The sequence below is a fragment of the Chryseobacterium luteum genome (assembly GCF_000737785.1).
In the GTDB taxonomy this organism is placed as follows: Bacteria; Bacteroidota; Bacteroidia; order Flavobacteriales; family Weeksellaceae; genus Chryseobacterium; species Chryseobacterium luteum.
The window spans coordinates 478,501-492,138 of record NZ_JPRO01000001.1; the positions used below are offsets into that span (position 1 = coordinate 478,501).

The 13,638-nt window shown below is 38.1% G+C and carries 10 protein-coding genes; 5 read left to right on the top strand and 5 right to left on the bottom strand.

What is annotated here, in order from left to right; translation table 11 throughout:
• Nucleotides 1–8: 8 nt before the first annotated feature.
• From IX38_RS02230 to IX38_RS02245, 4 genes are all read right to left on the bottom strand, one after another.
• Complete coding sequence (locus IX38_RS02230) at nucleotides 9–2,237, bottom strand: TonB-dependent siderophore receptor (protein WP_051884395.1); 2,229 nt, start codon at nucleotides 2,235–2,237, stop codon at nucleotides 9–11.
• Between the two features lie 149 nt (nucleotides 2,238–2,386).
• Nucleotides 2,387–5,461, bottom strand: coding sequence for a preprotein translocase subunit SecA (gene secA, locus IX38_RS02235; protein WP_034701206.1), 3,075 nt, complete (start codon nucleotides 5,459–5,461; stop codon nucleotides 2,387–2,389).
• A gap of 125 nt (nucleotides 5,462–5,586) precedes the next feature.
• Nucleotides 5,587–5,808, bottom strand: a complete 222-nt coding sequence (locus IX38_RS02240) for a DUF2795 domain-containing protein (RefSeq protein WP_002662059.1) — start codon at nucleotides 5,806–5,808, stop codon at nucleotides 5,587–5,589.
• Nucleotides 5,809–5,949: 141 nt separating this feature from the next.
• Nucleotides 5,950–6,972 (bottom strand): GDP-mannose 4,6-dehydratase, encoded by a 1,023-nt coding sequence (locus IX38_RS02245; protein ID WP_034701207.1) that lies wholly within the window; start codon nucleotides 6,970–6,972, stop codon nucleotides 5,950–5,952.
• A gap of 76 nt (nucleotides 6,973–7,048) precedes the next feature.
• Here IX38_RS02245 and IX38_RS02250 point away from each other — a divergent pair, with 76 nt between their 5' ends.
• From IX38_RS02250 to IX38_RS02260, 3 genes are read left to right on the top strand one after another with little or no spacing between them, the layout of a single operon-like run.
• Entirely contained in the window at nucleotides 7,049–8,107 is a 1,059-nt protein-coding gene (locus IX38_RS02250; protein ID WP_051884396.1) for a DUF389 domain-containing protein, read from the top strand.
• Between the two features lie 38 nt (nucleotides 8,108–8,145).
• Entirely contained in the window at nucleotides 8,146–8,943 is a 798-nt protein-coding gene (locus IX38_RS02255) for a DUF2797 domain-containing protein (protein WP_034701208.1), read from the top strand.
• 37 nt (nucleotides 8,944–8,980) lie between these two features.
• Nucleotides 8,981–11,635 carry a hypothetical protein gene (locus IX38_RS02260; RefSeq protein ID WP_034701209.1) on the top strand — a complete coding sequence of 885 codons (2,655 nt, stop codon included), beginning with the start codon at nucleotides 8,981–8,983 and terminating at the stop codon, nucleotides 11,633–11,635.
• A gap of 66 nt (nucleotides 11,636–11,701) precedes the next feature.
• On the opposite strand, the gene IX38_RS02265 is transcribed toward IX38_RS02260, so the two are convergent.
• On the bottom strand, nucleotides 11,702–12,052 hold the full coding sequence (locus IX38_RS02265; protein ID WP_034701210.1) for a hypothetical protein: 351 nt from the start codon (nucleotides 12,050–12,052) through the stop codon (nucleotides 11,702–11,704).
• A gap of 172 nt (nucleotides 12,053–12,224) precedes the next feature.
• On the opposite strand from IX38_RS02265, the gene IX38_RS02270 reads away from it, so the two are divergent.
• Nucleotides 12,225–12,419: a hypothetical protein gene (locus tag IX38_RS02270; RefSeq protein ID WP_034701211.1), complete on the top strand. Its 195-nt coding sequence runs from the start codon at nucleotides 12,225–12,227 to the stop codon at nucleotides 12,417–12,419.
• A 120-nt stretch (nucleotides 12,420–12,539) separates the two neighbouring features.
• A complete protein-coding gene (locus IX38_RS02275) occupies nucleotides 12,540–13,586 on the top strand; it encodes a PA0069 family radical SAM protein (RefSeq protein ID WP_034701212.1) in 1,047 nt (348 codons plus the stop codon).
• Nucleotides 13,587–13,638: the final 52 nt, after the last annotated feature.

A 13,638-nucleotide genomic window follows, 5' to 3' on the forward strand; every position in this document is an offset into this window, starting at 1 on the left:
TTAATTATTTAAAATTTATATCCTATTGATAGTCTGAAGTTTCTTGGTGCGTCAGCCTGATAATAGTAGTAATTGGCATAAGGTGAACCTGAATACAGGTATCTGTTGAATACATTGAATACGTTCAGCCCCACTCTGAATTTAGAGTTTTCCCAGGAAGCGCCCGCATCAAATTTCACATAGTCGTTCATTTGTAATGAGTTGGCCGCTCCCCAATCCCAGCTGCTTCTGCCTGCCAGATATGTTCCTCCAAAGCTTAATCCGAAACCTTCCAGCAATCCGTCAGTGAACGTGTAATTCAACCATCCGTTTGCCGTATGTTTTGCATATCCGGGAACCTTGTCTCCTTTTGTTGCTCTGGCTGTAGTTTCTGTAAATTTATTTTCTGTAAATGCGTAGTTAAAAATGGCATTAAATCCTCTGGTAATTTCTCCTTTCAGATCAAATTCAAGACCCTGTACCCTGGTTTTTCCAAGAAGAATAGAATATTTTCCATTTGGATTGTTGGTCTGGTCCGGATCTCCTGTGATCTCATTATTTTTATTAATATTATATAATGATAGGGTCGTATTCCATTTTCCTGAAAACCAGTCTTTTTTTAAACCTACTTCAATATTGTTACCAGTGAGCGGAGTGGCTGTGGTTCCGTCTCTGAACAGACCTGCCTGTGGCACAAAAGATTGATCATACAAGGCATATGCTGACATATTCTCATCAATTGAATAGCTCAGTCCGATACGCGGGGTAATTCTGTTGGCTTCAGATTTTGTTCCGTAATTGATCTCTTTTACATTAGTATAACGCGCAGCCAAGGTAAGCCTTAAAGCATCATTAAAGAAACCTAATTCATCCTGCAGGTATAAACCGGTATAATTTTGATCAATAGTGCTTCCTGTTCCTGCTCTTACAGAAAGAGGAGTGCTTTTGTTGAAGGGCTTGTAGGCAGCCGTATTATTTGGCCCGGAATAAGCAAAATTTGCATTGGTATTGGTGTCGTAGTTATTCGTATTTAAATTATACCAATAACTATGATCAGCAACTGTATTTCCAGGATCTGTAGACGTTGGGTCTCTGTAATCTCCGTTGGCATTATATTTATCCAAATTATATCCCTGTGACCAGTCGGCCATGTATTTTTTGCTTCCCAGATCCAGTCCTGCTAAGATTTTATGAGAAACAGAACCTGTTTTTACGGATCCATTCAGGAAAACCTGTCCGAATTTCATCGTGTTATCCGCTTCCCAATAATTTAAACGGCGAATCATATAATTTCCATCGAACATACTTGGCCAAAGGTCACTTCCCATTGTATATTCATTCACATATGTTAACTGGGAGGTCAGCTTCCAGTTTTCATTGAATTGATGCTGTAAATTGATGTTTACCGTATTGTTATCAACTTTTGTAGGGTCAATACCGGGATCAGTTAAAGTATATCCGACAGGTTTTGCTTTATAACCTTCAAAGCTGAATACATACGCAGAACCTACTTCAGACATTTTTGCCTTTTGGTAGATATATTCTGCTGTTAAAGTCGTTTTATCAGAAAGCTTTACTCTTAATGAAGGATTAATGATATACCTGTCATTGAATTCATAATCTCTGAAGCTGTTTTTGTTCTGAGCCATTAAATTCAGTCTGAAAGCTACTTTGTCAGTAATTTTAGTATCAATGTCGGCTTCTCCTCTGTACATGTTGAAACTTCCGAGAGTTACTCTGGCGCTTCCGTTAAGTGAGTTTCCGGTAGGCTTTTTAGTGACAATATTATAAATCCCGCTCGGTTCACCGTTTGACATTAGGAAGCCTGAAGGTCCTTTTATAAATTCAATGTGGTCTACAAAGCTCATATCTTCACTTAGTGGTCCCCAGTTAGAAGTTACGTTCACCCCATTCATGAAGGCAGCGGCTCTTGATCCTCTCATGTTTACTCTTGTATACATGTCGCCCCAGTGCTCTAATCTCTGGGCTCCTGCTACATTTCTCAGAACACCGTCACTTAAAGTGGTTACCTGCTGGTCTTCCAGAGCCCTGCTGGTAATAATAGAAATATTCTGAGGGATTTTGATGAGGTCTTCATCCAGACGGAGAGAAGAGGATCCCTGTTTCTCTACATATTTTTTATAATACTTTCCGTTGACAACAACTTCTTCAATATCATTAGATTTAATAGTGTCTTTTTCCTGAGATAAAACCAGTATAGAACCTAGCAGTGAGGCACAGATCAGTACATTTTTCATGAAAGTCAAATTTCCTGCAAATATATTGTTTTTAATTGTTCTAAATAAATAATAAAATTGATATTTGTCATGAAATTGTTAGGCACAGAATAGCAAACCCCGCTTCAGCAACGCTGAAGCGGGGTTTTTATAAATTTATTATTGATTTCTTAAGCCGGGATTTCTCCTTTGTATAAGAAAGAAATAATTTCTTTGTTCATTTTGTCAACCATTTCGCTGAATAGGTGGAATGATTCCTGTTTGTAGATGACCAACGGATCTTTCTGTTCATAAACAGCTCCCTGTGAAGATCTTCTTAAATCATCCATTTCACGAAGGTGAAGCTTCCAGTTTTCATCGATGATCGATAACGTAATATTCTTTTCGAAATCATTGATCAGGCTTTCGCACTGAGTATCGTAAGCTTCTTTAAGATCAGCAACAATAGTCATTGTCTTGTGTCCGTCCGTGAAAGGAACCTGGATCATTTTGAACATTGAACCCTGATTCTGGTACACATTCTCAATGATAGGGAACGATTTCTCTTTCAGTAAGTTCAGCTTCATTTTATAATCTTCCTGAGCTGCTTTAAAGACAATTTCGGTTAATTCCGGAATCTGCTTGCCCTTGAAATCATTTTCAGAAACAGGAGATTCCATAGTAAAGAACTTAATGATATCAAATTCGAAATCTTTATAGTTTCCGGTAGCTTTTCCTTTTGTAACAATTGAATTGGAAACATCGAAGATCATATTCGTAATGTCATATTTCAGGTGATCCCCGAACAGAGCATTCTTTCTTCTCTTGTAGATCACGTCACGCTGCTTGTTCATGACATCATCATATTCAAGAAGTCTCTTTCTGATCCCGAAGTTGTTTTCCTCCACTTTCTTCTGAGCTCTTTCAATAGACTTGCTGATCATGGAGTGCTGAATAACTTCACCTTCCTTATGACCCATTCTGTCCATCATTTTTGCAATTCTTTCAGAACCGAACAGACGCATCAGATTATCTTCAAGAGATACATAGAACTGAGAACTTCCAGGATCTCCCTGACGTCCCGCTCTACCTCTAAGCTGTCTGTCTACACGTCTTGAATCGTGTCTTTCCGTACCGATAATGGCTAAACCACCGGCTTCTTTTACTTCTTTGGTAAGCTTGATATCCGTACCACGGCCTGCCATATTCGTTGCAATCGTTACAACTCCCGGTTGTCCGGCTCCGGCAACAATCTCCGCTTCTTTTTTGTGAAGCTTCGCGTTCAATACCTGGTGTGGAATTTTTCTTAACTGAAGGGCTTTGGAAAGCAATTGAGAGATTTCAACAGAAGTAGTACCTACAAGTACAGGTCTTTTTGCTGCGGTTAATTTTTCAATTTCTTCAATTACAGCATTATATTTTTCCCGGTTAGTTTTGAAAACTAAATCCTGTCTGTCATGTCTTAAAATAGCACGGTTGGTAGGAATCACCACAACATCTAATTTGTAGATCTCCCAAAGTTCTCCTGCTTCTGTTTCAGCAGTACCCGTCATCCCCGCAAGTTTGTTGTACATACGGAAATAGTTCTGAAGCGTTACCGTTGCAAAAGTCTGCGTAGCAGCTTCAATCTTTACATTTTCTTTGGCTTCGATTGCCTGGTGAAGACCGTCTGAATAACGTCTTCCTTCCATGATACGGCCTGTCTGCTCGTCAACGATTTTTACTTCACCGTCAATGACTACATATTCATCATCTTTTTCAAATAATGTGTATGCTTTCAATAATTGGCTCATCGTGTGAACACGCTCAGATTTTTCTGCAAAATCAGAGAACAATTTTTCTTTAGCTTCAAATTCTTCTTCTTTAGATAAATTTTTAGCTTCAACTTCAGCGATTTCAGTTCCGATGTCCGGAAGAACGAAGAAGTTGTTATCGGAATTTCCCTGAGACATGTATTCAACACCTTTGTCTGTCAAGTCAACCTGATTGTTCTTTTCTTCAATAACGAAATAAAGATCTTTATCTACGATCGGCATATCACGGTTGTTGTCCTGCATGTATTGAGCTTCAGTTTTTTGAAGCAATGCACGGTTTCCGCTTTCCGATAAGAATTTGATTAATTGTCTGTTTTTAGGAAGACCTCTGTACGCCTGAAGCAATTTGAATCCTCCTTCTTTTGTTTTTCCTGCAGCGATTAGTTTTTTCGCTTCATTAAAAATGGCAGAAACTGTTTTCTTCTGAACATCAACAATTCTGTCGATAGAAGGCTTAAGAACATCAAATTCCTGTCTGTCTCCCTGAGGAACCGGACCTGAAATAATTAGCGGTGTTCTTGCGTCATCTACTAAAACAGAGTCAACCTCGTCGACGATAGCAAAGTTTAATTCTCTCTGTACCAATTCTGAAGGCGAAGTCACCATGTTGTCTCTCAGATAATCGAAACCGAATTCATTATTCGTTCCGTAAGTAATATCTGAATTGTATGCTTTTCTTCTTCCGTCTGAGTTCGGCTGGTGGTTATCTATACAGTCGATAGACATTCCGTGGAACTGATAAAGAGGACCCATCCATGCGGAGTCTCTTTTGGCAAGATAGTCATTCACCGTTACTACATGAACCCCTCTTTCTGTAAGTGAATTCAGGTAAATAGGTAATGTTCCTACCAGGGTTTTACCTTCCCCTGTTGCCATTTCGGTGATTTTCCCGCTGTGAAGAATAACCCCTCCGATAAACTGAACATCATAATGGACCATGTCCCAAACTACAGGAGTTCCGGCTGCGTCCCATGAGCTTTTCCAGATTGCAGTATCTCCCTGAATTTCTACGAAATCTTTCCCTGCAGCCGCCAATTGTCTGTCCCAATCAGTTGCGGTAGTACGGATTTGTCCGTTCTGAGCCCATCTTCTTGCTGTTTCTTTTACCAGTGCAAAAGCTTCAGGAAGGATCTGGCCAAGAACTTTCTCCTCGATCTCATATGATTCTTTTTTAAGAGTCTCAATCTTTGTGAAAAGAGCTTCTTTTTCATCAACGTTTGTTGAATTCTTGATCTGCTCCTGTACTTGTTCTATTTGAGCTGTGATTTTGCTGGTTGCAGATTTGATATTTTCTTTAAACTCAGCAGTTTTCTCTCTCAAACCATCATCAGACAATTGCTGAATAGTTGGTTCAACAGCTTTGATTTTTGTTACAACTTTTTTTACTTCTTTTAGGTCCTGCGCTTTTTTGTCTCCCAAAAACCCTTTAAGAACTTTGTTTAAAAAACTCATAAATTTTTTGCTTTATGCTTAAAGTAATATGCTTTAAGCGTTGTATTGATACGCTTATCGTGTGAATTATATATAAAAAAAGGGCAAATAAGCTCTAAGCTACTGCTTAAAGCTTATTGCTTTAATTAATATTCGTCTTCGTTCCAAAGGAAATCCTCGTCGGTAGGATAATCACTCCAAACCTCTTCGATAGATTCATAGATTTCTCCTTCGTCTTCAATTGCCTGAAGGTTTTCAACTACTTCCATTGGTGCACCAGTTCTGATTGCATAGTCAATAAGTTCTGCTTTTGTCATTGGCCAAGGTGCGTCACTTAGGTATGAGGCTAATTCTAATGTCCAGTACATAATTTTCTGATTTTTTGCAAAAGTATAAAATTAGCTTATATTATACGCTTTTTTATACTTGATTTTCAATTCTTTTTGATTAATTTTTGTTCATTGTCCGTCATAGACCGTATTACAGCAGTGCCAACAACTTACATGATGTCATTTTCTCAAAAACCATTCCACAAATTTTTTTATGCCATTTTGGAAGTCCGTGGCTGGTTTGTAGCCAATTAATGTCTTTGCTTTTGTGATATCTGCATTGGTTTTCAGGACATCACCCGGCTGCATTGGCAGATTTTTCTTTATGGCAGAAATTCCAAGAGTTGTTTCTATGGTGCTCAGCATTTCGGATAAGGTAATCACTTCACTTTCCCCGAGGTTAATAATTTCATAAACTCCCTGACGGGCTTCTAAATAAAGGATTGATTTCGTGATTCCATCGATGATATCATCAATATAAGTATAGTCTCTTGCTGTATTTCCATCTCCATAAAATGGGATTTCAAGGCCTTCGGAGATCAGTTTTGTAAATTTATGGATGGCAAGATCGGGTCTCTGTCTGGGGCCGTATACGGTGAAAAATCTTAGCTGGATCATGTCTATGTGATACAGCGTGTGGTAAACATGGCCTAAAATTTCACTGCTCTTTTTAGTCGCAGCATACGGTGAGATCGGGTGATCTACGTTGTCTGTTTCTGTAAATGGAGTTTTTTCATTGTTGCCGTAAACACTTGATGAAGATGCACATACAAATTTTGTAATGTTGAATTCTTTACAAAGTTCCCAAAGATTCATGGTTCCGCGGACATTCACTTCTTCATATTCCAAAGGTCTTTCAATGGAAGGACGCACTCCTGCAAGGGCTGCAAGATGAATGACAAGATCTATTTTGTGACTTTTAAAAATAGCTTCAAGTCCCTTCTTATCACGGATATCCTGATAATACATCTGATACCTGTCTGACTTGGAAATGGCCGTTAAATGTCTAATATCGGTCTCTTTGTCCGAAAATTCAAAATCCGGAATTTTGTCAATCGACTCTAAAGTATTTTTAATTTTTACCTGATAATTATAGAAATCATCAAAATTGTCAACGTTTATGACAGAATGTCCATTTCTTAATAATCGTTCTATTAAGTGTGAACCTATAAAGCCGCTTCCGCCAGTTACAAGATAAATCATTTGTGGATTTTTAATGGGCAAATTTATTAATAATACTTGAATGCTGTTTTCATACTTTTGTTAGAAAATATAATCAATGATCAATTTCCGAAAACTATTTGTATTACCCAAGGAAGAAGATGAAGAATTTACATTCCAGGAAATAGAAGAAGGAATTTATTTTCGGGGACACAATTTATGGCTTTTGGTAATTTCTATGGGGATTGCATGTGTAGGTCTGAATATCAACAGTTCAGCGGCTGTTATTGGTGCGATGCTTATTTCTCCGTTAATGGGCCCCATTGTAGGAATGGCCTTTGGTCTTTCTACAGGGAACAGGAGGCTTATAAAACTGGGAATTATCAATTGGGTTTTGATGATTGTTGTTGCGATTTGTTCCTCTGCCCTGTATTTTCTTGTTTCCCCTTTTCATTCAGAGACTTCGCAATTGGAAAGTTTTAAGACCGCTACTATTTTCGATTGTTTTCTGGCCCTATTGGGCGGCCTGGCCTGGTTCTTGGGAATTGTAAGAAAAGAAGCTGTAAAAGTAATTGCGGGTGTTGCAGTTTCCACGGCATGTATTCCTCCTCTTTGTACAGCAGGTTTCGGAATTGCAAATGGAAATTGGGAATATTTTTGGGGAGGCTTTTATTTTTATCTTATCAATTGCTTTTTTATAGGAGTAGGAACCTGGATACTGAGTATATTTTTAGGGTACCAGAGATATTATAGGATAAAGGATAAATCTAACAACCGTACAATTTCTGGATTAATCAGTTTGCTTTCAATTGTTATTTTATTTCCGAGTATTCTTCTTACAAAAAAGAAATGGGAAAAAGAAAGGTTAAAGGAACGTGCGGAAAATTATATTAAAGACATTAAAGAAAATCATTCGGAGCTGGCTATTATCAGTTATGAGGCATTTAAAGAAAACGATCAGGATTTTTTAAGAATAACACTTTTGAATGACAGTGTCACGATTAGTAAAAAAAAGCTGGATGCCCATAATGATCTGGTAAAAGACATTCACCTGATATGGCAGTATTCACCAGGGGTGAGAAATACTGAAAATCCGGAAATGCAAAAACTTCAGAGTCAAATAACAGCACTGAAAGAAGAAGTAGACAGGATGAAATCTCAGAATAAAATCAAATAAATTTAATTTTAATATATTTACTTATAAACAGAACAATTATGCAGTTTCAAGGGCAAATTTTAAAAATGACAAGCTTCGATGCACAGCCGATCCAATATTATCTGAATCTTTCAGGAGATCTTATCCATATGAATGAGCTGTTCGGAAAAGAACTGAGGATAAAACACACCGGATTTCAATGTGTCAACTGCGGAGAAAACAAACCTGTTTACAGGATGGGATTCTGCAAGAACTGTTTCTTTGAAAGCCCTTATGCGAGTGATACCATTATTCGTCCTGAACTTTCTACGGCACATTTAGGAGTTGCTGAACGTGACCTGGAAGTGGAAAAACAAATCCAGCTGCAACCCCACACGGTGTATCTTGCCTACACCGGTGATGTAAAAGTAGGGGTAACTAGAAATAGCCAGATCCCCACAAGATGGATCGATCAGGGGGCTACTTTCGCGCTTCCGATTGCCAGAACAGAGAACCGTTACGAAGCCGGAATGATAGAGGTTGCCTTAAAACAACATCTTCCGGACAAAACAAACTGGAAGAAAATGCTTCAGGATGATTTTGAAGGGGAAGTGGACCTGGCTGATTTCCAGCAAAAGATCAGGCAGTATTTTCCTGAAGATTTTCAGAAGTTCTACAGTGAAGGAGAAAATATATGGAAATTCGATTATCCTTTTGAGAAACCTGCAAAAGTAATGTCTTTCACACTGGATAAAAAACCTGAGTTTACAGGGAAGCTGACAGGAATCAAAGGACAATATCTTAGCTTCGCCGGAGGTGATTTTATAAATGTAAGAGGACACGAAGGTTATGTTATTGAGTTGGAAGTGAAAAATTAACCCTATCTTTAAAAATAACGAAAACCAAATCACTTATATGAAAAAATGGGTTAAAAAGTTATTGATAAGTCTGGGAGTTCTGCTGCTCATTCTTCTTGCCGCGAATTTCGGACTGAATATATGGCTTAAAACCCAGCTTCCTGAATACATAAAGAAGAATACAGACTATAAAGTTTCCTATAAGACGCTGGATGTAGATCTTGGCTCGGGAAATATTTTTGCGGCGGGAATCACGGTGAACAGTAAAGATCCTCAGAATATCAACGTAATTGGTCTTCAGGGAACGATTGACACATTAAAAATCAGCCGTTTCGGAATTTATGATGCTATTTTTAATAAAAGAATCAGCTCATCAGACCTTCTGCTGGCCAATCCTAATTTAAATATAAGCCTTGCTAAACCTGTTGACCATAAAACAGGAAAGAAACGGAACCCTGTTCTGTTTGAAAACATCAGGATCCATAAGGGAACTATCAATATTTTCAAGCATACCAAGCAGAAATTCTTATCTGTTCAGGAGCTTGATCTTTTTGTGGAAAACCTTCAGATGACTGAAGATACTGTAGAGGATAAACTTCCGGTAGTTTTTGACAAATATGATATTAAAGGAAAGAACTTTTTCTTCCGCCCGGACGATGTGTATGCAATCACCATCAGTAGAATCAATACTGCGGATGGGCAGATGTCAGTTGGAAACTTCAGGCTCATTCCCCTTCTGTCTTTCAGTCAGTTTAAAAGATTTTATCCGCAAAAACCGAAATTGTTTGATTTTTCCATTCCTAAAATGGATTTTAAAGATATTGTGTTAGAGAAAAATAACATCTCTCTGGCAAATGCCGATTTTCAAAATCCTGTTCTTACGGTGTATAATACCGGTGTAAAATATAAAAAGACACAGAAGAAGCTGAATTTCGAAGTTAATTTACAAAATATAAAACTGAGTAATGCAACTGTAAACATCAATAAACCTGACGGAAGCAGGCTACTTTCGGCAAAAACACTGAATCTAAATGTCAATCAGCTTAAATTTGACAAAGTGACCGCAGAAGAGATAATTCCTGTAGGATATAAAGATTTTCATTTTTCAGGAAAGGATATACAGTACTCAAATCACCAGAATTTTATGGTCGAAAGCATTGCATTGAATCCTAAAAGCGGCGAGATCAGGAATTTTACAGCATCTCCCGGAGCTCCTGTGGCAGGAAAAGGATCGATGGATCTGAAAACCAGCCATATTGCATTTAACATCAACAAATTTGAATTTATAAATAAAAAACTTAACCTGGATATCAAGGATGTCCTTATTGAGAATGTCAGCGGAACGGTTAAAGCCCCTGAAAACAAAGTGAAGAAGAGTTCTGGCCCGGGAATCATTCAGTCAGTAATAGTGCGGAAAATGACTCTTAAAAATTCTGATATTGTTTATGATAAAGGAATGCAGCCGTTGGCGTTTCATGATCTGAATGCAACCTTCAATGCCATTGAAATAGCACCAAAAGCAAATAACCAGGGACTTTCTTTCAAGATTAAAGATTATTTTCTCACGACCCGGAATTTTGCCTATAAAACACAATTCTATCATTTGAGCGCCGGACTTTTAAAGCTCAATAAAAATAAGATCCAGGTTAATAATTTTGCGATGAAGCCTCTCGTTTCAAGAGCCCAATTTATCAAAATGATACCCGTTGAGAGGGATTTGTATGACATTAAGGTTTCTCAGATCACGGCAGACGGAAGCTGGGACCTTTTTTCTGATAACAAATCCATTAATGCTACCAATGTAACCGTTCTTGCCGCAGATGCCAATATTTTCAGAAGTAAAATTCCAAAAGACGATCCTAAAGTAAAGCCATTATATTCCAGGCTGCTCCGGTCTATAAAAATTCCAATGACGGTTAATCATCTTGACCTGAAGAATTCGGTCCTGGTGTACGAGGAAGATACTCCGGAAAGCGCGGGACCTGGAAAGCTGACATTCAGCAGCTTTAATATGAGCGTTAAAAATCTGAATTCTGCTAAAGCAAAAGGGAAACCCACAAGAGTTGATATCAAGATCGATTGCTCGTTCATGAATCTGTCACCACTCTCTGTGAACTGGAATTTTGATGTGGCAGACCCAAATGACAGGTTCTCAATTTCCGGGAAAACATCCAATCTGCCCGCAAATGGGATCAATCCGTTTATCAGACCTTACCTTCACGTGACGGCTACTTCGGGAACGATACAGGAAATGTTATTTAATTTTAAAGGAAATCCTGCGGGATTGAACGGAACATTCAACCTGAGACATAAAGAGCTCAAAATCGCAGTTTTAAATAAGGATAATCATGAGAAAAAAGGGGTTCTGACGGCTGTTGCCAACCTTTTTATCCGGTCAGATTCAGGAAGGTTTCCTGAAACTGTTGCGGTAGAGAACGTTGAACGGGATCCCACAAAATCGTTTTTCAATCTTTTCTGGAAAGGAATTGAACAGGGGCTGAAGAAAACGCTGATAGGCAAGAACATTGATAAAACAGAGAAAACCGTAAAAGACGCTGTTTCTTCCGTAAAAGAAGTAAAACAGACGGTAAAAGAACTGAAACAGGATATAAAAGCCAAGAAGGAAGAGCCGAAGCCACAGGAAGAGAAAAAGGAAAAGAAAGGTTTTCTGAAGAATGTCTTCAGGAAAAAAGAAAAGCCCGGAACTGAATAGCTCCGGGATATATTGAAAATTTAAAATCGTGATTAAGATTTGAAATTGATTCTCTTATGTAGAATATTAAAAATTAAATTCTTCACTTTCCTGAATGGGAATATCTCTCAGAAACTCATCAAATTTTTCCCCGGGATAGTTACTGTCCGCGCCGTAAGAATCTATGATCATTCCCCGGTTTCCTGCGTTGTCTTTTACTACATATAATACCGCACTGTCATCCGGATTGCTGTCTCCCTCAAAACGGTATGTTTTTAGAATCGTAAGTTCGGAAGGCTGGTATACTTTTTCTGAATTTTCAAACTTCATCTCGCAGCTCTCATTCATTCTGAATTCTCTATGTATCCCCCTCGCTGAAAGAGTATTCATAACCTGGCTTAGAGTGGTCATCCTGTCCATATTTTCTGAATTATCCATAATATTATTTTTTTAAAGTACTGCAATAATTAAACCATTGATTTGCTAATTTAACAAAAAATACAATTACATCTTTCGCCGAAATAATGCCCAATGTTAACAAAATTTATAATTTGGAAAAAGAAAATAGGTATACTTTTTGCAATAGCTACGTTAATAAATCAGACAAAATATGAAAAAAGAAGTTGGCGTTTTACTGGCAGGAGGAGTTGGTCTTTTGGCAGTATTAGGTTTTATTGGACTAAAAAAGATATTGACTAAAAAAGATAAAAAATACAGTGATACCTATTCGGACTATCACAGACATTTTGATGGGAAAAATCAGGAAGATGAATATCATGGAGTGGAATTTTATGCACTGAAGTAGTAAAAGAATATATTTAATCATGTTGAAATCCGGCTCCTGTAAAGGGGTCGGATTTTTTGTGGATAACTTAGTGTTAAAACTCATTATTTTATAAAAAATCCAATCTAATTTTACATCACCATGCAGAACGGAAATTTCATAAAAGGACAGGGAGCGCAACGGAACGTTATTAATCGTTTCGAAAGGTATACGTATGAGCCTGAAGATGAAGATTTCGAAACTGTAAAAACCTCTTTTACGGAAGTTTTTCCGAAAACCATTGTGAATCAGGTAAAAAGCGAAGATCTTCCGATGGAATATTCCATGAATCCGTATCAGGGATGCGAACACGGATGCTCTTACTGTTTTGCAAGACCCACCCACGAATATTGGGGCTACAGTGCCGGAATTGATTTTGAAAGAAAGATCATGGTGAAGAAAAATGCTCCTGAACTATTGGAGAAATTTTTTCAGAAAAGAGGCTATAAACCTGCATCCATTCTTCTCTCTGGAAATACGGACTGCTATCAGCCTGCAGAAAGGCAGTTTGAGATCACCAGAAAGCTGCTTCAGGTCTGCCTGGAGTATAGACACCCTGTCAATATTCTGACAAAAAATGCGCTTGTTCTCAGGGATCTTGATATTTTAAAGCCTATGGCAGAGCAGAATCTGGTATCTGTGTCTCTAAGTATTCCCACTATTAATGAAGATCTCAGGCGGAAAATGGAACCGCGTACAAGCTCAGCCCCGAATAAATTAAAGGCTGTAGAAATTCTCACAGAACATAAAATTCCCGTACATGTCATGGTAGCTCCGATCATTCCGGGATTGAACAGTGATGAGCCTTTAACTATTCTGAAAGCGATATCAGAGGCAGGAGCTTTAAGCTTCGGCTACACGCTGGTAAGACTGAATGACACGGTGGAGCCTGTTTTTGTCAATTGGATCGAGATGCATTTTCCGGACAGGGCACAGAAGGTTCTAAATCTTATCCGTTCCATGCGGGGCGGAAAACTCGGAGATAAAAGATATTTTGAACGACAGAGAGGAGAGGGTAATATCGCTGAAATGATTCATAATACATTTAAAATTGGAAGGAAGAAGTATTTTGAAGGAAAGGAATTTCCTAAGCTTTCCACGGCAAATTTTACAGGAACGAAAGATCAGCAGTTGCGGCTGTTTGATTAATTTAAGATTTTACGGATTTGTATTTTGATAGGTAAAAGAAAACCACCCCAGA

Coding starts and splice junctions, on each gene's coding strand:
- IX38_RS02230 (WP_051884395.1), bottom strand. CDS start 2,237: ATGAAAAATGTACTGATCTGTGCCTCACTGCTAGGTTCTATACTGGTT.
- secA (WP_034701206.1), bottom strand. CDS start 5,461: ATGAGTTTTTTAAACAAAGTTCTTAAAGGGTTTTTGGGAGACAAAAAA.
- IX38_RS02270 (WP_034701211.1), top strand. CDS start 12,225: ATGAAAAAAGAAGTTGGCGTTTTACTGGCAGGAGGAGTTGGTCTTTTG.
- IX38_RS02240 (WP_002662059.1), bottom strand. CDS start 5,808: ATGTACTGGACATTAGAATTAGCCTCATACCTAAGTGACGCACCTTGG.
- IX38_RS02260 (WP_034701209.1), top strand. CDS start 8,981: ATGAAAAAATGGGTTAAAAAGTTATTGATAAGTCTGGGAGTTCTGCTG.
- IX38_RS02245 (WP_034701207.1), bottom strand. CDS start 6,972: ATGATTTATCTTGTAACTGGCGGAAGCGGCTTTATAGGTTCACACTTA.
- IX38_RS02265 (WP_034701210.1), bottom strand. CDS start 12,052: ATGGATAATTCAGAAAATATGGACAGGATGACCACTCTAAGCCAGGTT.
- IX38_RS02255 (WP_034701208.1), top strand. CDS start 8,146: ATGCAGTTTCAAGGGCAAATTTTAAAAATGACAAGCTTCGATGCACAG.
- IX38_RS02275 (WP_034701212.1), top strand. CDS start 12,540: ATGCAGAACGGAAATTTCATAAAAGGACAGGGAGCGCAACGGAACGTT.
- IX38_RS02250 (WP_051884396.1), top strand. CDS start 7,049: ATGATCAATTTCCGAAAACTATTTGTATTACCCAAGGAAGAAGATGAA.